20 protein-coding genes, 1 pseudogene and 2 riboswitches are annotated in these 19,857 nt (G+C 71.8%); of the genes and pseudogenes, 12 read left to right on the plus strand and 9 right to left on the minus strand.

Features of this window, described 5'->3' with window-relative positions; translation table 11 throughout:
* The first annotated feature begins 91 nt into the window (after positions 1-91).
* Together O3597_RS09930 and cydB are read left to right on the plus strand one after the other, a co-directional pair.
* Positions 92-1,507: a cytochrome ubiquinol oxidase subunit I gene (locus tag O3597_RS09930; protein ID WP_216592347.1), complete on the plus strand. Its 1,416-nt coding sequence runs from the start codon at positions 92-94 to the stop codon at positions 1,505-1,507.
* Between the two features lie 15 nt (positions 1,508-1,522).
* The gene (gene cydB, locus O3597_RS09935; protein WP_281603936.1) at positions 1,523-2,521 is read left to right on the plus strand and encodes a cytochrome d ubiquinol oxidase subunit II; all 999 of its coding nucleotides are present in this window, start codon (positions 1,523-1,525) and stop codon (positions 2,519-2,521) included.
* A 45-nt stretch (positions 2,522-2,566) separates the two neighbouring features.
* On the opposite strand, the gene O3597_RS09940 is transcribed toward cydB, so the two are convergent.
* The gene (locus O3597_RS09940; RefSeq protein ID WP_164449877.1) at positions 2,567-3,004 is read right to left on the minus strand and encodes a hypothetical protein; all 438 of its coding nucleotides are present in this window, start codon (positions 3,002-3,004) and stop codon (positions 2,567-2,569) included.
* Positions 3,005-3,097: 93 nt separating this feature from the next.
* Here O3597_RS09940 and O3597_RS09945 point away from each other — a divergent pair, with 93 nt between their 5' ends.
* Genes O3597_RS09945 through O3597_RS09955 form a run of 3 tightly spaced genes read left to right on the plus strand, consistent with a single transcriptional unit; the run spans position 3,098 to position 5,245 of the window.
* Entirely contained in the window at positions 3,098-3,556 is a 459-nt protein-coding gene (locus O3597_RS09945) for a MarR family winged helix-turn-helix transcriptional regulator (RefSeq protein ID WP_164449878.1), read from the plus strand.
* Between the two features lie 2 nt (positions 3,557-3,558).
* On the plus strand, positions 3,559-4,026 hold the full coding sequence (locus O3597_RS09950) for an OsmC family protein (RefSeq protein WP_281603937.1): 468 nt from the start codon (positions 3,559-3,561) through the stop codon (positions 4,024-4,026).
* A gap of 52 nt (positions 4,027-4,078) precedes the next feature.
* Positions 4,079-5,245, plus strand: coding sequence for a GNAT family N-acetyltransferase (locus O3597_RS09955; protein WP_281603938.1), 1,167 nt, complete (start codon positions 4,079-4,081; stop codon positions 5,243-5,245).
* A 62-nt stretch (positions 5,246-5,307) separates the two neighbouring features.
* Here O3597_RS09955 and O3597_RS09960 read toward each other — a convergent pair whose 3' ends face one another.
* Positions 5,308-6,039: a hypothetical protein gene (locus O3597_RS09960; protein ID WP_164449881.1), complete on the minus strand. Its 732-nt coding sequence runs from the start codon at positions 6,037-6,039 to the stop codon at positions 5,308-5,310.
* Between the two features lie 72 nt (positions 6,040-6,111).
* Positions 6,112-6,573 (minus strand): peroxiredoxin, encoded by a 462-nt coding sequence (locus O3597_RS09965; protein ID WP_281603939.1) that lies wholly within the window; start codon positions 6,571-6,573, stop codon positions 6,112-6,114.
* Positions 6,574-6,714: 141 nt separating this feature from the next.
* On the opposite strand from O3597_RS09965, the gene O3597_RS09970 reads away from it, so the two are divergent.
* Both O3597_RS09970 and O3597_RS09975 read left to right on the plus strand, forming a co-directional pair.
* Positions 6,715-7,443: an SDR family oxidoreductase gene (locus O3597_RS09970; RefSeq protein WP_164449882.1), complete on the plus strand. Its 729-nt coding sequence runs from the start codon at positions 6,715-6,717 to the stop codon at positions 7,441-7,443.
* A 2-nt stretch (positions 7,444-7,445) separates the two neighbouring features.
* Positions 7,446-8,036 (plus strand): GNAT family N-acetyltransferase, encoded by a 591-nt coding sequence (locus O3597_RS09975; RefSeq protein ID WP_281603940.1) that lies wholly within the window; start codon positions 7,446-7,448, stop codon positions 8,034-8,036.
* Between the two features lie 203 nt (positions 8,037-8,239).
* Here the strand turns inward: O3597_RS09975 and O3597_RS09980 are convergent, their stop codons facing one another.
* Positions 8,240-8,800 carry a cysteine hydrolase family protein gene (locus O3597_RS09980; RefSeq protein ID WP_164449884.1) on the minus strand — a complete coding sequence of 187 codons (561 nt, stop codon included), beginning with the start codon at positions 8,798-8,800 and terminating at the stop codon, positions 8,240-8,242.
* A gap of 116 nt (positions 8,801-8,916) precedes the next feature.
* On the opposite strand from O3597_RS09980, the gene O3597_RS09985 reads away from it, so the two are divergent.
* A complete protein-coding gene (locus O3597_RS09985) occupies positions 8,917-9,915 on the plus strand; it encodes a tyrosine-type recombinase/integrase (RefSeq protein ID WP_281603941.1) in 999 nt (332 codons plus the stop codon).
* 63 nt (positions 9,916-9,978) lie between these two features.
* Positions 9,979-10,062, plus strand: a riboswitch (ZMP/ZTP riboswitch).
* A 14-nt stretch (positions 10,063-10,076) separates the two neighbouring features.
* On the plus strand, positions 10,077-11,027 hold the full coding sequence (locus O3597_RS09990; RefSeq protein ID WP_281603942.1) for a tetrahydrofolate dehydrogenase/cyclohydrolase catalytic domain-containing protein: 951 nt from the start codon (positions 10,077-10,079) through the stop codon (positions 11,025-11,027).
* A gap of 83 nt (positions 11,028-11,110) precedes the next feature.
* Here the strand turns inward: O3597_RS09990 and O3597_RS09995 are convergent, their stop codons facing one another.
* Positions 11,111-11,899 (minus strand): endonuclease/exonuclease/phosphatase family protein, encoded by a 789-nt coding sequence (locus tag O3597_RS09995; RefSeq protein WP_281603943.1) that lies wholly within the window; start codon positions 11,897-11,899, stop codon positions 11,111-11,113.
* 183 nt (positions 11,900-12,082) lie between these two features.
* Here O3597_RS09995 and O3597_RS10000 point away from each other — a divergent pair, with 183 nt between their 5' ends.
* Positions 12,083-12,856 (plus strand): TSUP family transporter, encoded by a 774-nt coding sequence (locus O3597_RS10000; protein ID WP_164449924.1) that lies wholly within the window; start codon positions 12,083-12,085, stop codon positions 12,854-12,856.
* Positions 12,857-12,889: 33 nt separating this feature from the next.
* Complete coding sequence (locus tag O3597_RS10005; protein WP_281603944.1) at positions 12,890-13,726, plus strand: GNAT family N-acetyltransferase; 837 nt, start codon at positions 12,890-12,892, stop codon at positions 13,724-13,726.
* Here O3597_RS10005 and def read toward each other — a convergent pair.
* Together def and O3597_RS10015 are read right to left on the minus strand one after the other, a co-directional pair.
* Entirely contained in the window at positions 13,679-14,185 is a 507-nt protein-coding gene (def, locus tag O3597_RS10010) for a peptide deformylase (RefSeq protein WP_281603945.1), read from the minus strand. The genes O3597_RS10005 and def overlap by 48 nt on opposite strands.
* 10 nt (positions 14,186-14,195) lie before the next feature.
* Positions 14,196-15,431: a chorismate-binding protein gene (locus tag O3597_RS10015; protein WP_281603946.1), complete on the minus strand. Its 1,236-nt coding sequence runs from the start codon at positions 15,429-15,431 to the stop codon at positions 14,196-14,198.
* Positions 15,432-15,527: 96 nt separating this feature from the next.
* Between O3597_RS10015 and O3597_RS10020 the strand changes: the two genes are divergently transcribed.
* On the plus strand, positions 15,528-15,728 hold the full coding sequence (locus O3597_RS10020) for a DUF5999 family protein (RefSeq protein WP_093402410.1): 201 nt from the start codon (positions 15,528-15,530) through the stop codon (positions 15,726-15,728).
* 99 nt (positions 15,729-15,827) lie between these two features.
* Here O3597_RS10020 and gcvP read toward each other — a convergent pair whose 3' ends face one another.
* Positions 15,828-18,650: an aminomethyl-transferring glycine dehydrogenase gene (gcvP, locus tag O3597_RS10025; protein WP_281603947.1), complete on the minus strand. Its 2,823-nt coding sequence runs from the start codon at positions 18,648-18,650 to the stop codon at positions 15,828-15,830.
* A 76-nt stretch (positions 18,651-18,726) separates the two neighbouring features.
* A riboswitch (glycine riboswitch) is annotated at positions 18,727-18,825 on the minus strand.
* A 111-nt stretch (positions 18,826-18,936) separates the two neighbouring features.
* Positions 18,937-19,761 (minus strand): annotated as a pseudogene (locus O3597_RS10030) (NAD-dependent protein deacetylase); the annotation flags it as partial.
* Positions 19,762-19,857 lie beyond the last annotated feature (96 nt).

A 19,857-nucleotide genomic window follows, 5' to 3' on the forward strand; every position in this document is an offset into this window, starting at 1 on the left:
GTCCGGTTCGGGCCACCCGCCCCTGCCGATCCCTGTACGACACGCAGTAGTATTTACTACGTCTTGTAGTATGACTGGCTGGGGGTCGCAGGTGGACGCGTTGGACGTCGCCCGCTGGCAGTTCGGTGTCACCACCGTCTACCACTTTCTCTTCGTACCGCTGACCATCGGCCTGTCCGTCCTGGTCGCCATCCTGCAGACCCTCTGGCACCGCACCGGAGACGAGAAGTACCTCAAGCTCACCAAGTTCTACGGCAAACTCTTTCTGATCAACTTCGCCATGGGCGTCGTCACCGGCATCGTGCAGGAGTTCCAGTTCGGCATGAACTGGAGCGACTACTCCCGCTTCGTCGGCGACATCTTCGGCGCCCCCCTGGCCATCGAGGCCCTCGTCGCGTTCTTCCTCGAATCCACCTTCATCGGCCTGTGGATCTTCGGCTGGGACCGGCTGCCCAAACGCCTGCACCTGGCCAGCATCTGGGCCGCCGCCATCGGCACCAACCTGTCTGCGTACTTCATCCTCGCCGCGAACTCGTTCATGCAGAACCCGGTCGGCTACCGCTACAACCCGGACACCGGACGGGCCGAGCTGACCGACTTCGTCGCCGTGCTGACCAACAAGGTCGCCCTGATCACCTTCCCGCACACCATCGCCGGCGCCTTCCTGGTCGCCGGATCGCTGCTGGTGGCCGTCGCCCTGTGGCACCTGATCCGCAACCGCGACAGCGCCGACACCCCCGCCTACCGCTTCGCCGCCCGCTTCGGCGCCTGGGTCACCCTGGCCAGCGCCACCCTCGTCGTCATCACCGGCGACATCCAAGGCAAGATCATGACGCAGGTGCAGCCGATGAAGATGGCCGCCGCCGAGGGCCTCTACACCACCGAGAGCCCCGCCTCGTTCTCCGTCCTGACCATCGGCAGCCTCGACGGCAGCCGGGAACTGTTCGCCCTCAAGATCCCGTACCTGCTGTCCTACCTCGGCACCGGCGACCCCAACGGCACCGTGCAGGGCATCAACGACCTCCAGGCCCTCTACAGCGCCCAGTACGGCGCCGGCAGCTACACCCCGATCATCCCGGTCACCTACTGGAGCTTCCGACTCATGATCGGCTTCGGGCTCGCCGCCGCCGCCATCGCCCTGCTGGTGCTCTGGACCCAACGAAAGGGCCGCACCGTCCCGAACAGCAAGTGGCTGCTGCGCGCCGGCCTGGCCATGCCGATCCTGCCGCTGCTGGCCAACTCCTTCGGCTGGATCTTCACCGAGATGGGCCGCCAACCCTGGATCGTCTTCGGCGAGATGCTCACCCGTGACGGCGTGTCCCGCAGCGTCTCCCTGACCGAGGTGCTCACCTCCTTCACCGCCTTCACCCTCATCTACGCCGTCCTCGCCGTCATCGAGGTGAAACTGCTGATCCGCTACGCCAAGGCCGGCGTACCCGAGGTCACCCCGGCCCCCGAACCCGACGACACCGACGACGCCGAGCGTCCGCTCGCCTTCGCCTACTGAGCCCGGAGCCCCATCGTGGAACTGACCACCATCTGGTTTCTCCTCGTCGCCGTGCTGTTCACCGGCTACTTCATCCTCGAAGGCTTCGACTTCGGCGTCGGCATGCTGCTGCCCGTGCTCGGCCGCGACGACAAGGAACGCCGCGTCATGATCAACACGATCGGGCCGGTCTGGGACGGCAACGAGGTCTGGCTGATCACCGCCGGAGGCGCCATGTTCGCCGCCTTCCCCGAGTGGTACGCCACCCTCTTCTCCGGCTTCTACCTGCCGCTGCTGCTCATCCTGCTGGCCCTGATCGCCCGCGGCGTGGCCTTCGAGTACCGCCACAAGCGCCCCGAGGCCTCCTGGAAACGCCGCTGGGACAAGGCCATCTTCTTCGGCTCGCTCGTTCCGGCGATCCTGTGGGGCGTGGCGTTCGCCAACATCCTGCGCGGCGTACCGCTCGACGCCGACCACGAGTACGTCGGCGGCCTGCTCAACCTGCTCAACCCGTACGCCCTGCTCGGCGGCGCGACCACCGCGGCGCTGTTCGCCACCCACGGTGCCGTCTTCGTCGCCCTCAAGACCGTCGGCGACATCCGCGAGCGGGCGGCCACGCTGGCCGTGCGCCTGGGCGTGGCCGCCGCGGTCCTCGCGGTGGCGTTCCTGAGCTGGACGCTGACCATCCGCTCCAGCGCGGCCGCCGTCGTGCTCGCCGTCGCCGCCGCGCTCGCCCTGCTCGGCGGTCTCGCCGCGGCTCTGGTACGCCGCGAGGGCTGGGCCTTCACCGGCACCGCCACGGCGATCGGGCTGGCCGTGGCCACCCTGTTCGCCGCCCTGTTCCCGAACGTGCTGCCTTCCACGCTCGATCCCGCCGGCACGCTCACCGCCACCAACGCCGCCTCCACCCCGTACACCCTGACGATCATGACCTGGGTGGCGGTGTTCTTCACCCCGATCGTGCTGGCCTACCAGGGCTGGACGTACTGGGTGTTCCGCAAGCGCATCGGCGTGACCCACATCCCGCAGCACTGATCGGGCGGCGGGCGGGAATCCGGAAAGCCCGGGCCCGCCCGTCCGTCACGCCGCCGCCAGGGTCTGCTCGGCGCGGCGGCGCACCACCTCCAGCACCCGGACCGCCGCCGCCAGGTCGTCGGCGGAAAGATCGGCCCACAGCCGGGCGCCGATCTCGGCGGAAGCTGCGGCGACCAGCTGCTGCGTGTGCCGTCCGGTCGGGGTCATCGCGACCCGGGAGGCGTCGGTGGGCAGCGGTGCCACAAGCGTCGCCGCGATCAGCTCGGCCAGCGTGGCGTGCGCCGTCGCGGTCGACACCTTCAGCGCGTCGACCAGCCGGCGGGCGGCCTCGACGCGGGGGAGCGGAGCATCGGCGGCGGCCAGCGCGTTGAGCAGCAACGCCTGCGCGAAGGTCAAGCCGAGGCGGCCCAACTCCCGCTCCAGCACCGCCCGGGCGGCGTAGTGGGTCCGGCCGAGGATCTGCCCGTTGAGGGTGGTGGACATGTCAACCCCTATTCATTGGCAACGCCAACATTGGCATGGCCAACATAACACGGGTCGTGGGTGCCGCCAACGAAATCGCGTACAGTCACCCCCATGGAGCACCCCAGCGCCCCCACCCCCGGCCGACTACGCACCACCCCCAGCTGGCTGCTCACCCAGACCGCCACCCACGCCGCGCGCCTCGTCACCACCGCACTCGGCGCCCACCACGCCCGCGGCTACCACTACCGACTGCTGGCGACCCTCGCCGAAACCGGCCCCGCCAGCCAGGCCGACCTCGGCCGGCACAGCGGCATCGACCGCAGCGACATCGTCGCCACCCTCAACGACCTCGCCGACCGCCACCTCGTACGCCGCCAACCCGACCCCACCGACCGGCGCCGCAACATCGTCCACATCACACCCGCCGGCCGACGCGAACTCACCACCCTGCAACACGCCCTCGACACCGCCCAGGACACCCTGCTCGCACCACTGGACCCCACCGACCGCCGCGAACTCGTCCGCCTACTCGACCTCCTGCTCACCCACCACAACGAACCGAAAGGCTGAGCATGCCCCGCACCCACCACTACGCCACCACCGTCACCTGGACCGGCAACCTCGGCACCGGCACCAGCGGCTACCGCGACTACCGACGCGACCACGACATCACCACCGACGGCCGCCCACCCATTCCCGGCAGCTCCGACCCCACCTTCCACGGCAACCGGACCCGCTGGAACCCCGAACAACTCCTCCTGGCCGCCCTGTCCCAGTGCCACATGCTCGCCTACCTGCACCTGTGCGCCGACAAGGGCATCGTCGTCACCGACTACGTCGACCACGCCACCGGCACCATGACCACCGACAACACCGGCAACGGCCACTTCACCGAGGTCACCCTGCGACCCCGGGTCACCGTCGCCGACCCCACCACCACCGACATCGCCACCGCCCTGCACGACGACGCCCACCACACCTGCTTCATCGCCAACTCGGTCAACTTCCCGGTCCGCCACGAGCCCGTCACCACCACCTGAACCCACCGGAAAATGCGGTCGACCGCACCACCACGACCGCTATCGTCGGCCCGTGCCCGACGTGCGTGAACTCACCCCCGACGACCTGAACGACGCCTGGCAGCTCGGCCGGCTCGCCTTCGGCTCCGACCCGCAACCACCCCCACCACCGAACCCCACCGGCCGCACCCTCTACGGCGCCTTCGACCCCACCGGCACCCTCATCGGCAAAGCCGTCGACCTGCACGACGACCAGTGGTGGACCGGACACGCCGTACCCGCCGCCGACGTCGCCGGCGTCGCCGTCACCCCCGAGGCACGCGGCACCGGAGTAGGCCGAGCCCTGCTGAAAACCCTGCTCCGCAACGCCCGCGACCGCGGCGCCGCCGTCAGCACGCTGTTCCCCACCACCGCCGCCCCCTACCGCGCCTGCGGCTGGGAGATCACCGGACAGCTCCGCACCCTCGACCTGCCCACCGCCACCCTGCCCCGGCACCGCCCCGACCCACGGCTGACCGTCCGCGCCGGCACCACCGCCGACCTGCCCGCCACCGCCGAGCTCCACCGCCGCGTCGCCCACCACCGCAACGGCCTGCTCACCCGCACCCACCCCCGGTTCACCGCCACCGACGAGCTGCCCTACGACGGGCTCACCCTCGTCGAACACGACGGACACCTGCTCGGGTACGCCGGCTGGGACCGTGGCCGCGGCTACGGCCCCGACGCCGTCCTCACCGTCGAAGACATCCTCGCCACCACCGCCGACGCCGCCCGCGCCCTCGTCGGCGTCCTCGCCAGCTGGCACAGCGTCACCCCGACCCTGCGCCTGGCCCCGCTACCCGGCGACACCATCAGCACCCACCTGCCCCTGGAACGCGCCCGCGAACACGAACGCGACGCCTGGATGCACCGACCCGTCGACGTCGTCCGCGCCGTACAGACCCGCGGCTGGCCCACCCACACCCACGGCCAGGTCACCTTCACACTCACCGACAACCTCGCCGACTGGAACACCGGCACCTGGCGACTCACCGTCGCCGACGGCCACGCCGACCTGCACCACACCACCGACGACGCCGACCTGCACCTGACCGTACGCGGCTTCGCCCGCCTCTACACCGGCACCGCCACCGCCCGCACCCTCGCCGAAACCGGACTGCTGCACCACACCACACCCGACCCGAGCGCCCTGGACCTGCTCGCCGCCGGACCCACCGCCCACCTCATCGACTACTTCTGACAGACGCCGATGGCCCGGCCCGGCAGGGGATGCCGGACCGGGCCACCGGTCGGATCGAAACCTCAGCCCGCCTCGCGCAACTCCGCCAACCGGGCCTCGATCTCCGCCAACTCCGCCCGCAACTTCTCCGCCTGCCGCTCCGCCTCCGACCGCTCCGCCGCCAGGATCTGCTCCACCGCCTCGTGCACCCCCGGCACGTCCACCAACGCCACCATCCGCAGCGCCTCCGCCGGCTTGAGCACGTACGGCTTGGCCAACACCTTCCCACCCTGCTGCGCCGCGACCGTCCACTCGCCCTCGGCATAGGCCAACGTGACCGTCAGACCCGCCGGCCCCTTCGGCTTCGTCGCCTTCACCGCCCGCCGAGCCGGCTTCGCCTCCACCTTCGACCCCACCGTCTCGTCCACCCTCGGCTCCTCCCGACCCGACTGCTCCTCCCGACCCGGCTGCTCCTCACGGCGCTGCTGCGGTGCCCGGTCCAACACGAACTCCGGCGCCACCGCCGCCGGCTCGACCGGCGCCGACTCCACCTTCGGCTCCGCCGGCCGCCGACCCGCACCCCGCGGCGCCACCGCCACATCGGCGGGGGAGAAGGGCAACTCGTCGCGCCCGAACCGCACCACCACGAACTCGTCGGACTCCGCCGGATCGGTCAACTCCACCACCTGACCCAGCTGACCGGCGACCTGACCCGCCGCCGCCGTGAACACCACCTTCGGCTTACGGCCCGCGGCCAACGCCTCCCGGATGCCGCGCACCTCGTCCTCGGACAAACCCTGACCAGCGGCACCCATCGCCCAACCTCATTCCTCGTACACGTGTTCAGCCGCCTGCCTTGATACCAGCCGCCAGCGACAACACGAAGATCAGCCCCCCAACGCCCGCAACGCCCGATCGGCATGCTCGTGCATGCCCAACTCGCTGTGCACCACCTCGACGACCCGCCGATCGACCCCGATCACGAACGTCATCCGCCGCGTACTCAACGAACCCAACGGCAGCCGCCGCCGCACCCCGAACCGATCCGCCACCACACCGTCCGGATCCGACAACAACGGATAGTCGAACCCGTGCAGCCGCGAGAACTCCGCCTGACGCCGCACCGAATCCCGACTGATGCCCACCCGCTGCGCACCCACCGCCGCGAACTCCGCCGCCAGATCCCGGAAGTGACAACTCTCCGCCGTGCACCCCCGCGTCATCGCCGCCGGATAGAAGAACAACACCACCGGCCCCGCCGCCAAGAACTCCGTCAACCGCCGCGGCCGACCCGTCTCGTCCGGCAATTCGAAATCGTCGACCAGATCACCGACAGCCACACCCGCCACAGGCCCTCCCCACCGACACGGTCGCCGCGAGCGTATGCCATCACCCACCACCGGCCGTGCGCTCCACCACACCGCGCTACCCGCCACCGTGACCACGCCGGTAACGTCCCCGACACCGGCTCGGGGCAGGGGAGAGGTCCATTGACCAACGTCACCATCATCACCGGCGGCAGCCGCGGCATCGGCGCCGCCACCGCCCGCCGCCTCGCCCACACCGGCCACCACATCGCCCTCGGCTACCGCCGAAACCACACCGCCGCCGACACCGTCGTGGCCGACCTGCGCGCCACCGGCGTACGCGCCATCGCCGTACCCGCCGACACCCGCGACCCCGACCAGGTCACCGCCCTGTTCGACGCCGCAGCCGACCTCGGCACCCTCACCGGCCTGGTCAACAACGCCGGCATCACCAGCCCGATCGGGCCCTTCACCGACCTCGACCCCGACGACCTGCGCCGCGTCGTCGACGTCAACCTCATCGGCTACGTCCTCTGCGCCCAACAGGCCGCCCGCCGCATGGGCGACGGCGCCGCCATCGTCAACCTCTCCTCCGTCGCCGCCACCCTCGGCAGCCCAGGGGAGTACGTCCACTACGCCGCCGTCAAAGCCGCCACCGACACCCTCACCATCGGCCTGGCCAAGGAGCTCGCCCCCCGGGGCATCCGCGTCAACGCCGTCGCCCCCGGCATCATCCGCACCGAAATCCACGCGCTGTCCGGCCAACCCGACCGACCCGAGCGCGCCGCCAGCCGCATCCCACTCGGCCGCCCCGGCGAACCCGACGAGGTCGCCGCCGCCATCGCCTGGCTGCTCAGCCCCGACGCCTCCTACACCACCGGCACCATCCTCCGCGTCGGCGGCGGCCTCTGACAGTGCCCGCGCTCGTGCCACCGGCCCTGCCGCCCGGCAGCCTGCACCGCCACCGGCAACCCACCATCGACGGCGACGGACTGCGTCTGCGTCCCTGGCAACCCGGCGACCGACCTGCCGTCCTCGCCGGCTACGCCGACCCCGCCATCCAACGCTGGCACTGCCGCACCATGACCGACGAGGAGGCCCACGCCTGGCTCGTCTCCTGGCCACAACGTTGGCAGGCCGAGAGCGGAGCCGGCTGGGCCGTCACCGACAGCACCGGCGTCCTCGGCCAGATCAGCCTGCGCCGGCTCGACCTCGCCGACGGCATCGCCGAGGTTTCGTACTGGGTCCTGCCGTACGCTCGCGGCCGGCGAGTCGCAGTGCGCGCCCTCACCGCCCTCACCACCTGGTCGTTCGACACCGGACTGCACCGTCTCGAACTCAACCACTCGACGGCCAACCCCGCTTCCTGCGCCGTCGCCCGACGTGCCGGCTACCCGGCCGAGGGGACCGCCCGCCGCGAAGGCCACCACGCCGACGGCTGGCACGACACCCACCGCCACGCCCGGCTGCGCATCGACCCACCGGTCGCTCACCGCCCGCGGTAAGCGACCGAACCATCCAGCGCCCAACAACGGGCACCCGAGCGCGCAGCACTCGTCCTCGGGGCAGTGTCGGCAACAGGCGCTCTTGGTCACGTCGCGAGCCACTGCCCGCCGACTCCTGAAGCGACATTCGATAATGTACATTATGTAAAGTTGAGTGAAGTACCCTACGCCCCTGCCGGCTGGACCCCGCGAGGCGCGGACGGTCAGTCGGTCGAGCCGAAGCTGACCTCCGCGGTCTCGACGGTGCCGCCCTGACGACCGGGTGCCTTCTGGAAGCCCCAGTAGAGGTTGGTGTGGGCGACGACCTGCTCCGGCGGCGGCGCGCCGTAGGCGGTCAGGTCCTCGGTGGTGTGCGCGTCACCCACGAGCGTCGTGTCGTACCCCCGGACGAGCGCGCCGTGCAGGGTCGACCGGATGCAGGCGTCGGTCTGCGCGCCCGTGACGATCAGCCGGCCCACGCCACGCTCGGCGAGCACCGTCTCCAGCTCGGTGTCCTCGAACGAGTCGCCGTAGCGCTTGTGCACCAGCGGCTCGGTGTCCTCGCGGACCAACTCGGGCACGTACTGCCAGGCATCGCTGCCCTGTGGAAGGCTCTCGTCGGAATGCTGCACCCAGACGACCGGCACACCCTCGGCGCGGGCCCTGCCCAGCAGAGTGTTGATGTTGGCGATGACGCCGTCGCGGTTGTGGCTGCCCGCCACCACCCCGTTCTGCACGTCGATGACGAGCAGGGCCGTGTTGGGCCGCTCGGGCAGGGTCGTCATGGTGCGCCTCCGTTGCCAGTGGGGTCGGTGCACGCACCGTAGACCCGCCCACCGACAGAAAGGCTCCCCTCCCCTCGGAGGCGCACGGAATGCGAATATCATGCATAATATCCCTTATGCATGACAAACCGGACGGATCGGTGGTGGCACTGATCGAGGAGTTCCTGACCGCCCGGGCCACCCGCAAGCCCTCCCCCCACACCCAGGCCGCCTACCGGCGGGACCTGACCGCTGTGGCCGCGCTCGCCGCAGAGCTGTCCACCCCTCCCCTCCCCCTGGCCGACCTGCCGGTCGAGGCGCTCTCCCTCAGGCTGATGCGGGCCGCGTTCGCCCGGTTCGCCGCCGGCCGGGCGGCCAGTTCCGTCGGTCGGGCCTGGTCCACCTGGAACGGCTTCTTCTGTTTCCTGGTCGCCGAGCAGGTGGTGCCCGGCAATCCGATGCCGGCCGTGGGGCGTCCCCGTACTCCCCTGCCGACGCCGAAACCGCTGCGCGGTGAGGGCACACCCGAACACCTGCTCGCCTCGGCGGCGCGGGCCGAGGGCCGGCAGCGGGATCCGTGGCCGGAGCGGGACGTGGCGGTGCTGGCGCTGGCCCTGTGTGCGGGGCTGCGGCTGTCGGAGTTGCTGGCGTTGCGGGTCGGTTCGCTCGGTGGTCGCCCCGGTGAGCGACGCATTGAGGTGACCGGCAAGGGTGGGCGTCCCCGGGTGCTGCCGGTCGAGCCGGATCTGGACGCGGTGCTGGCGAACTACCTCGACAGCCGTGCCCGCCGCTTCGGCTCCCGTACGGTGCGCCAGGTGTCGCCGCTGCTGGTGGACCGGCAGGGCGAGCCGCTGCGCCGGGGTGGTCTTCAGTACCTGGTGGAGTCCTGTTACCGGCGGGCCGGGATCGGTGACCGGGTGCCGCGTGGAGCGCGGTTGCACGCGCTGCGGCACACGTTCGCCACCCGGTTGGCCGAGGACGGTGCCGGGGCTGCCGAGATCATGCGTTTGCTGGGGCACGCGTCGTTGGCGTCGTCGCAGACGTACATCGAGGTGACGTCGGGCCAGCAGCGGGAGGCCGTACGGGCCAACCGTACGTACCGGGCGTTGGCGGGGCTCTTCTCGCCTCCTGACTGATCTGGCGCCGGTGCTGTCCGGTGGCCGTGTCGGGGTGATGACGTGGCCGGTGGTATGGCAGGGTGGCGGGGACGCGACTGGCGGCATCAGGGATGGGATAGACCATCGGGAAGCTCGTCGTGGGGGTCGTCCGCCTGGGCCCGCCACGGGCGAGGTGAGCCATGTCGACGACGATGACGAACGCACGGCTGCTGCCGGGCGCGCCGGTGGCACAGGCGATCTTGGTTCAGGTGGCCGAAGGCGTGTCGGAGCTGCGGACGGCGGGGATGACCCCGGCGTTGGCAACGGTGCTCGTGGGTGACGACGAGGCCAGTGCCGGCTACATCCGGATTAAGCAGCGGCAGGCGGCGGAGCTGGGCTTCGCGTCGCCGCACGTGCGGTTGGCGGCGACGGCGTCGCAGGCCGACGTGCACGCGGTGCTGGCGGAGTTCAACTCCGATCCGGGGGTGCACGGGGTGTTGGTGCAGTACCCCGTACCCGGCGGTCTGGATTACGACCGGGCGTTGCAGACCCTCGACCCGGATTCGGACGTGGACGGGATGCATCCGGTGAACATGGGGCGGCTGGCGTTGGGGTTGCCGGGGCCGCTGCCGTGCACGCCGGCGGCGATCGAGGCGTTGTTGGCCCACCACGGGGTGCCGGTGGCCGGCCGTGAGGTGGTGATCCTGGGTCGTGGGGCGACGTTGGGGCGGCCGTTGGCGATGCTGCTGGCGCAGAAGCGGTCGACGGCGAATGCGGCGGTGACGGTGGTGCACACCGGGGTGGCGGACTGGCCTCGGTATACGCGTCGGGCGGAGATCCTGGTGGCGGCGGCCGGAGTGCCGGGCATCGTGCGGCCGGAGCATGTGCGTCCGGGTGCGGTGGTGGTCGGTGCTGGGGTGCGGTACGCGGGGCGCCGGTTGCTGCCGGATGTGGACGAGTCGTGTGCGCGGGTGGCAGGAGCGATCACGCCGAGGGTCGGTGGGGTGGGTCCGGTGACGGTGGCGATGCTGTTCCGCAACGCGCTGCGGGCGGCCCGTTCGGCGGCTGACCTGGCGGCGCATCCGCAGTGCGACGGTCGTGCACTGTTCCGCCTGCCGCACCCCGAGTTCAGGAGGCAGCAACAACCCTGATGTTGCCGCCTCCGATGGCACGGACACCGCAACAACCCTGATGTTGCTGTGTCCGACGCGCGAGGCGTGCTGCGCGGCGGCGGTCAGGGGTGGGTGCCGAGGTCGACGACCAAGGGGCGGTGGTCGGAGATGGTCGACAGCGGGGTGCGGACGGCCGCGACCGGGGGTAGCTGGTCGAAGCCGTGCCGGTCGGCGAGGATGTGGTCGAGCTGGACGCGGGGTTGTGCGGCCGGGTAGGTGGGTCGGCGGGCCAGCAGGTGCCAGCCGGAGACGGCGCGGGTGGCCCAGGCGGGCAGGTTCAGGTCGCCGAGCAGGATGCGGGGGGCGGGCAGGGCGCGCAGGGCGCGGATGACCTGGCGGAGTTGGCGGACGTTCCAGCCGGCGACGAAGGACAGGTGGGTGGCGGCGACGGTGAGCGGGCCGTGTGGGGTGTCCAGCACGGCGGCGAGCACGACGCGGGGTTCGTCGCGGAGCAGGATGAGGCCGCCGCCCGGGCCGGGCACGTAGACCGGGGAGCGTACCGGGGCGGGGTGCAGTCGGGTGACCCGCCAGCTGGTGACCGGGTGGCGGGAGATCAGGCCGACGCCGTAGCAGGGTTCGCCGTGGCCGTCGTCGTCGTGGGTGAGGGGGCGGAACGCCTCGCCGGGGGTGCCGACGACGGCGGCGGCGAAGCGGTGCTCGGGTGCGCCGATGGCCTGGGCGGCGATGGCGGTGAGGTCGAGGTGGCCGCTGCGGGACTGGTCGCGGTCGACCTCCTGCAGGGCCAGGACGTCGGCGTCGAGGGCGGCGACGGCGGCGGTCAGCCGGGCCGGGTCGACCAGGCCGTCGGCGAGGGACCGTCCGTGCAGCAGGTTGAACGTGGCCAGGCACACGCTGTCACCTTAGCGACGGCGTGGGAGAGTTGCCCGATGCTGCGGGCGTTGTGCTGTTCGATGCTGGTGTTTGTGGCGATTGGTGGGGTGGGGATCTGGGTGCGGCGTCGTCGGGGCCGGTGAGGCTGGCCACAGCCGGCGGTGTGGGGTGGCCGGCAGTGGGAAGAATGGCGGCTCGTGGAGGTGGACCCGGCGACCGTGGTGACGCTGCTGACCGCCGCCGCCCTGGCGGGCTGGGTGGACGCCGTGGTGGGTGGTGGTGGGCTGCTGCTGTTGCCGGCGTTGCTGGTGGCGGCTCCGGGGCTGCCACCGGCGACGGCGTTGGGGACGAACAAGTTGGCGGCGATCGCCGGCACGTCGACGGCGGCGGTGACGTACGCCCGCCGTACGAAGATCGACTGGGTGGTGGCGGGGCCGGCGGCGGCGTTGGCGGTGGTGTGCGCGGGCCTGGGTGCGGCGTTGGCCGGGGCGGTGCCGCCGTCGGCGTACCGGCCGGTGGTGCTCGTGGTGCTGGTGTCGGTGGCGCTGTTCGTGGTGCTGCGTCCCTCGCTGGGGGTGCTGGCGGTGCCGCAGCGGCGGACCCGGGTGCGGGTGGTGGTGGCGGTGCTGGTGGCCGGGGTGGGCATCGCCGCCTATGACGGGTTGATCGGTCCGGGTACGGGCACGTTTCTGGTGCTGGCGTTCACCGCGCTGGTGGGTGCGGATTTCGTGCACGGTTCGGCGATGGCGAAGGTGGTCAACGCGGGTACGAACGCCGGTGCACTGGCGGTGTTCGCGGTGACCGGGCATGTGTGGTGGCTGATGGGTGCGGCGATGGCGGTGTGCAACATCGCGGGGGCGTCGGTGGGCGCGCGGATGGCGTTGCGGCGTGGTTCCGGGTTCGTGCGGGTGGTGCTGCTGGTGGTGGTGCTGGCGTTGGTGGCGAGGTTGGGTTACGACCAGTGGGTGGCCGGGTGAGGGTGCCGGCGCGGTGCGTGTGATCATCGGCGGGTGGTGGTGCGTGCGGAACACGACCGGGCCGTGCTGGCGGGTCTGCTGAGCCGGGATCCGGTGTTGCACGCCTATCAGTTGGGTGATCTGGACGACTTCTTCTGGCCGTACACGTCGTGGTTTCGGCGTGGCGAGTCGGTGGTGCTGCTGTATCACGGTGCGGTGCCGCCGACGCTGCTGGCGTTCGCGCGGCCGGCGCAGGTCGGTGCGGTGGCGGCGTTGCTGGGTGAGGTGGCGCCGGTGCTGCCGGCGCGGTTGTACGCGCACCTGTCCCCCGGCCTGGAGTCGGTGTTGGGTGGCGCGTTCCGGGTCACCGCGGCGGGGCCGCATCTGAAGATGGCGTTGACGGACCGGGGGCGGTTGGCGGCGGTCACGCCGGCCGGTGAGGTGCTGGGTCGGGCGGACCTGCCCCGGTTGCACGAGTTGTACGCGGCGGCCTACCCGGGTAACTGGTTCGATCCGCGGATGGTGGACACCGGCCGGTACGTGGGCATTCGTGACGGTGGGCTGCTGGTGGCGGTGGCGGGGGTGCATGTCGTCTCCGCGGCGCACCGGGTGGCGGCGGTGGGTAACGTGACGACCCGGCCCGGCTGGCGGGGTCGGGGGTTGGCGGGGGCGGTGGTGGCTCGCCTGTGTGGGCTGTTGGCCGCCGAGGTAGACCATGTGACGTTGAACGTGGCGGCGGGCAATCCGGTGGCGGTGCGGTTGTACGAGCGGTTGGGGTTCACCCGGGTGGCCGACTACGGCGAGTTCACGCTCGTGGCGCGTAACGAGTCGCGGACGGCTGGTTCAGCCGCGGCGGGAGGAGTCGAAGCGGCCGGCGCGGATCTCGCGTAGGGCGCGGCGGCGGGTTTCACCGCGCAGGGTGTCGACGTAGAGGCGGCCGGCGAGGTGGTCGGTCTCGTGTTGCAGGGCTCGGGCGAGGAAGCCGCTGCTGGCGATGGTGAGGGGTTCGCCGTGCTGGTCGTAGCCGTGGGCGGTGGCGTGCAGCGCGCGGGGGGTCGGGAAGTACAGCCCGGGGATGGACAGGCAGCCCTCGTCGTCGTCGTGGAGTTCGTCGGACAGCTCCAGCGTCGGGTTGACCATGTGGCCGCGGTGGCCGTCGGCGTCGTAGACGAAGACCTGGACGTTGACGCCGATCTGGGGTGCGGCGACGCCGGCGCGGCCGGGTGCGCCGAGCAGGGTGTCCATCAGGTCGGTGACCAGCGCACGTAGTTCGGTGTCGAAGCTGGTGACCGGTTCGCTGGGGGTGCGCAGCACCGGGTCGCCGATGATTCGGATGTCCCGCATCGTCATGTCGGCAAGGTTATCCGGCGGTGGCGTCAGGTGGGCGTCGGAGGGCGGCGCGTACCGGGGCGGTCTTGGCGGCGGCTTCGGCGACCTCGGCGGCGGGGTCGCTGTCCCAGGTGATGCCGCCGCCGGCCCAGACGTGTACGGCGGTGGCGTCGACGGCGGCGGTGCGGATGGTCAGGCCGAGGTCGATGTGGTCGGGGCCGATCCAGCCGAGGGCGCCCATGGCGGCGCCGCGGCCGACGGGTTCGAGGGCGGCGATGTGGTCGAGGGCGGCGAGTTTCGGGGCGCCGGTGACCGAGCCGCCGGGGCAGACGGCGCGTAGCAGGTCGGCCAGGCCGAGTCCGTCGGCGACCTCGGCGCGGACGGTGGATTCGGCCTGCCACAGGTCGCACCAGCGGCGTACGGCGAACAGTTCGTCGACGCGGACGCTGCCGGTGCGGGCGACGCGGGCCAGGTCGTTGCGTTCCAGGTCGACGATCATGATGTGTTCGGCGCGTTCCTTGGCGGAGGTGAGCAGGTCGACGCGGCCGGCGGTGGTGGCCGGTCGGGTGCCTTTGATGGGTCGGGTGGTGAGGGTGCCGCCGTGGACCTCGACGAGGGTTTCCGGGCTGGCGCAGCCGATGGCCCAGCCGGGGCCGGTGAGGACGCCGCCGTAGCGGGCTCCGGGCAGCCGGCCGAGGCGGGCCAGGGCGGGGATCGGGTCGCCGGTGTGGGGGGCGCTGGCGTGTCCGACGAGGTTGACCTGGTAGACCTCGCCTCGGCCGATGGCCTCGCGGATCGCGGTGACCGCCTCGGCGTGCTGGCGTGGGCTCCAACTCTCGGTCCAGGCGCCGCGCCACCATGACGTCGGCGGGTCGGGCCGCGTCGGGGCCGCCTCGGTGTGGCCGTAGACGACGACGGCCACCTCGGGCAGGTCGGCGGGGTTGGGTGCGCCGGGTGCGCCGCCGGTCAGCAGGGCTGCGGCGGCGGCGGACACGTAGAGGGCGGCCCCGCAGACGCCGTGCCGGTGGTGGTGGCGTGCCGGGCGGGCCAGGTTGTGCAGGTGCAGGCCGTGCTCGGCGAGGAACTGTTCGGCGTACGCGGCCGGGTCGCCGCCGTCGGCGGGGCGCCACTGCCAGCGGGCCCGTTCGACGAGCCGGCCGCGGCAGGACGCGGGAACCGCGGGCGGATCGACAGCCATCCGTGGGAGCGCTTCCACGACGTCTGGGCGGTTCATGCTCATCCGTTCAGCGGATTTCCCGCGCACCACGCGGACATCCGGTCGATGCGGCGCGCTTCCGCTTGGTACTGTGCGTCACTGGTCATGTGAACCATGACACAGTGCCCCCACAGTCCGGAGAACCCGATGTGCCAGCACCAACCCACCTGTCCCTCCGCCGAAGCCACCGACCGGGAAGCCGCCAGGGTCATCGCCTGCTTCCGTGAACAGGGCTGGAGCCTGCTCTGCAACGGAGTCATCGTCTTCGAGGACACCGGCGAGCTGCTGCCCGACGGCAGCAGCATCGCACCGCACCGAGGCCCCGCCCGACACGCCCTCGCCGCCTGAGGCGCCGTAACGGTCCGTCACGACGTCTTTCCCGCGCCGACCCAGGCTAGTCCCCCGGTCAGGGACCGCCACGACCAGGTCGGCGCGGCACCGGACCGGTCAACTCTCGTAGGCCTGCGGTGACGGGCACGAGCAGACCAGGTTCCGGTCGCCGTACCCGCCGTCGACCCGACGCACCGGCGGCCAGTACTTCCCCTCCCGGTCCACCCCGGCCGGCCACGCACCCACCGACCTGGGGTACGGGTGCGGCCAGTCGTCGCCGCCGACCATCGCCGCCGTGTGCGGCGCGTTCGCGAGGGGGTTGTCCCCGGCCGGCCACTCACCCGAACCCACCTTGTCGATCTCCGCCCGGATCGCGATCATCGCGTCGCAGAACCGGTCCAGCTCGGCCAGGTCCTCGCTCTCGGTCGGCTCCACCATCAACGTCCCCGCCACCGGGAACGACATCGTCGGCGCGTGGAACCCGTAGTCGATGAGCCGCTTGGCCACATCGTCGACGCTCACCCCGGTCGCCTTCGTCACCGGCCGCAGATCCAGGATGCACTCGTGCGCGACCAGGCCCTTGTTGCCCGCGTACAGCACCGGGAAATGCTCCCGCAGCCGCGCCGCCACGTAGTTGGCCGCCAGCACCGCCACCCCGGTCGCCCGCGCCAGGCCGTCGGCACCCATCATCCGCAGGTACGCCCACGGGATCGGCAGGATCCCCGCCGACCCGTAGCGGGCCGCCGCGATCGCCGGCCGCCCGTCCACCGGGGCGCCGGCCGGATCACCCGGCAGGAACGGCGCCAGATGCGCCCGCACCGCCACCGGACCCACCCCCGGCCCACCGCCGCCGTGCGGAATGCAGAACGTCTTGTGCAGGTTCAGGTGCGACACGTCCGCCCCGAACCGGCCGGGCCGGGCGAACCCGACAAGCGCGTTGAGGTTCGCCCCGTCGACGTACACCTGCCCGCCGGCGTCGTGCACCTTCGCGCACAACTGCGCGATACCCGTCTCGTACACCCCGTGCGTCGACGGATACGTCACCATGATCGCCGCGAGGGTGTCCCGATGCGCGTCGATCTTCGCGTCCAGGTCCACCAGGTCGACGTTGCCGTCGGCGTCGCAGCCGACCACGACCACCCGCATCCCCGCCATCACCGCGCTGGCCGCGTTGGTGCCGTGCGCCGACGACGGGATCAGACACACGTCGCGGTGCCGCTCACCCCGGCTGCGATGCCACGCCCGGATCGCCAGCAGCCCCGCCAGTTCACCCTGCGAACCGGCGTTGGGCTGCACACTGACCGCGTCGTAGCCGGTCACCTCCGCCAGCCACTCCTCCAACTTGCCGACCAGTTCCCGGTAGCCGGCGGTCTGCTCCGCCGGCGCCAACGGGTGGATGTTCGCGAACTCGGCCCAGCTCACCGGCTCCATCTCGGTGGTGGCGTTCAGCTTCATCGTGCACGACCCCAACGGGATCATGCCCCGGTCCAGGGCGTAGTCGAAATCGGCCAGCCGCCGCAGGTACCGCAGCATCGACGTCTCCGACCGGTGGGTGCGGAACACCGGATGGGTGAGGAAGTCACTGGTGCGGGCCAACGCCGCCGGCACCGCCTCGGGCACCTGTCCGTCGACGCCGTCGACACCGAACGCCGCCCACACCACCGCCACCTGCTCGACCGTCGTGGTCTCGTCGCAGGAGACACCGACCCGGTCGGCGTCGACCAGCCGCAGGTTCACCCCACGCCGCCGCGCCTCGGCGACCACCTGCGCGGCCCGACCCGGCACCCGCGCGGTCACCGTGTCGAAGAACGCGACGTCGGTGACCTCGACGCCACCGGCACGCAGCCCGGCGGCCAGCCGGGCCGCCATCCGGTGGGTACGGGCCGCGATCTCCCGCAGCCCGTCCGGACCGTGGTAGACGGCGTACATGCCGGCCATCACCGCCAGCAGCACCTGCGCGGTGCAGATGTTGCTCGTCGCCTTCTCCCGCCGGATGTGCTGCTCACGGGTCTGCAACGCCAACCGGTACGCCGCTGCGCCGGCCGCGTCCCGGGACACCCCGACCAGCCGGCCCGGCAACATCCGCTCCAGCCCGGCCCGCACCGCCAGGTAGCCGGCGTGTGGCCCACCGAAGCCCATCGGCACCCCGAACCGCTGGGTGGTGCCCGCGGCGATGTCCGCGCCGATCTCCCCCGGCGGCCGCAGCAGCGTCAACGCCAACAGGTCCGCCGCGACCGTCACCAGCGCACCGGCCGCGTGCGCGGCCTGCACCAGCGGGGCGTGGTCGCGCACCGCGCCGGACGCCCCCGGGTACTGCAGGTGCAGACCGAAGAACTCCGCCGGCAACGGCTCGACGTCCAGGTCCAGCACCCGCACCTCGATGCCGAGCGGCTCCGCCCGACCGGCGAGCACCGCGATGGTCTGCGGCAGGGCATCGGCGTCGACCACGTACACCCGGCTGCCGGCCTTCGACGCCCGCCGCGCCAGGGTCATCGCCTCCGCCGCCGCGGTGCCCTCGTCGAGCATCGACGCGTTGGCCGTCGCCAGGCCCGTCAGATCCGACACCATGGTCTGGAAGTTCAGCAGCGCCTCCAGCCGACCCTGGCTGATTTCCGGCTGATACGGCGTGTACGCCGTGTACCAGGCCGGATTCTCCAACACGTTACGGCGGATCACCGCCGGGGTGTGGGTGCCGTGATACCCCAACCCGATCATGGACACGGCGACCGTGTTACGGGCCGCCAGGGCCCGCAACTCCGCCAGGGCGTCCGGTTCGCTGGCCGGCGGCGGCAGGTCCAGCCGGCCGTGCCAGCGGATCACCTCGGGAATCGCCGCGTCCATCAACTCGTCGATCGAGGCGTACCCGACGGTGTCCAACATGCGGCGCTCGTCGTCGGGACCGGGACCGATGTGACGGTCGGCGAACTGCTCGGCGGTCATGGGCGCTCCTGCACGGGCGGGGGGTCGACAGGTCGGCCCTCCCCCTCTGTCACACCCGCGGGCGCTCCACAGTGCCTGACCCGACGTGGTCCTTCTGCCTGAGAGGTTCCGGGGAGGATTTGCCCCTTCGGCGCCGCCCCGGTGATCGCCAGGCGGTCTCTCCCACGTCGGTGCTACCGGCGCGATCAACGCTACCAGCGTGCCCGACGGCCCGCACCGAACCCCCTGACCTGCCCCCGCTCACCCGCCGACCGGACTCGGCACCGCCGGCACCGTCGACGGTGCCGGCGCCGAGCAGCCGGTCGGCCACCGCCGGCAACACCCGCCCCAACGGTGCCGGAACCCGCAGGCACGCGTACCCGTCGCCACGGGTCGGCCCCTGGTTCACGATCACCACCGGCACGTTCCGCTTCGCCGCCCGGATCACGAACCGGCGCCCCGACATCACCGTCAACGACGACCCCAGCACCAGCAGCAGCCGAGCCTGCTCCACCAGGGCGAAACACGACTGCACCCGCGTCGCCGGCACCGTCTCACCGAAGAACACCACGTCCGGCTTGAGCAGCCCACCGCAGGCCGAACAGTCGACCGTGCGGAACGCCGCCACCTGAGCGTCAGCGAGATCCACGTCACCGTCCGGGTTGACCTCGACGGCGTGGGCGCCGAACGCGGGATTGGCCGCCCGCAGTCGCCCGTCGACCTCCGCCCGCGACGTACGACGCCGGCACCCCAGACAGACCACCTCGTCGAGCCGCCCGTGCAACTCCGTCACGTCACGGCTACCGGCCGCCGAGTGCAACCCGTCGACGTTCTGCGTGATGATCCCCGTCACCAGCCCACCCCGCTGCAGGCGGGCCACCGCGCGGTGCCCGTCGTTGGGCTCGGCCCCGGCGATCACCCGCCACCCCAGGTGACTGCGCGCCCAGTACCGCCGACGCGCCACCGCGTCGGCCAGGAACGTCTGGTACGTCATCGGCGTGTGCCGGCGCGCGACCCCACTGGGCCCCCGATAGTCGGGAATGCCCGACTCGGTGGACAACCCGGCGCCGCTGAGCACCACCACCCCACCGGCGGCCACCAGACCCGCCAACGGCTCGATCAGCTCCTGCACCCACCCATCGTGCCCCAGCACCACCGTCAGCGACGAACGCCACCGGCGGTGAAACCGCCACCGCCGGTGGCACCCACGGCGAGCCGGGCACCGCCG

It is taken from the genome of Verrucosispora sp. WMMA2044 (assembly GCF_027497155.1).
GTDB lineage: Bacteria > Actinomycetota > Actinomycetes > Mycobacteriales > Micromonosporaceae > Micromonospora > Micromonospora palythoicola.

What these genes read in the sequence shown, in the direction of transcription:
- O3597_RS09940 (WP_164449877.1), bottom strand. Translation starts at nt 3,004, where the DNA reads ATGTCCACCACCCTCAACGGGCAGATCCTCGGCCGGACCCACTACGCC.
- O3597_RS09945 (WP_164449878.1), top strand. Translation starts at nt 3,098, where the DNA reads ATGGAGCACCCCAGCGCCCCCACCCCCGGCCGACTACGCACCACCCCC.
- O3597_RS09950 (WP_281603937.1), top strand. Translation starts at nt 3,559, where the DNA reads ATGCCCCGCACCCACCACTACGCCACCACCGTCACCTGGACCGGCAAC.
- O3597_RS09960 (WP_164449881.1), bottom strand. Translation starts at nt 6,039, where the DNA reads ATGGGTGCCGCTGGTCAGGGTTTGTCCGAGGACGAGGTGCGCGGCATC.
- O3597_RS09980 (WP_164449884.1), bottom strand. Translation starts at nt 8,800, where the DNA reads ATGACGACCCTGCCCGAGCGGCCCAACACGGCCCTGCTCGTCATCGAC.
- O3597_RS09985 (WP_281603941.1), top strand. Translation starts at nt 8,917, where the DNA reads ATGCATGACAAACCGGACGGATCGGTGGTGGCACTGATCGAGGAGTTC.
- O3597_RS09990 (WP_281603942.1), top strand. Translation starts at nt 10,077, where the DNA reads ATGTCGACGACGATGACGAACGCACGGCTGCTGCCGGGCGCGCCGGTG.
- def (WP_281603945.1), bottom strand. Translation starts at nt 14,185, where the DNA reads ATGACGATGCGGGACATCCGAATCATCGGCGACCCGGTGCTGCGCACC.
- O3597_RS10020 (WP_093402410.1), top strand. Translation starts at nt 15,528, where the DNA reads ATGTGCCAGCACCAACCCACCTGTCCCTCCGCCGAAGCCACCGACCGG.
- gcvP (WP_281603947.1), bottom strand. Translation starts at nt 18,650, where the DNA reads ATGACCGCCGAGCAGTTCGCCGACCGTCACATCGGTCCCGGTCCCGAC.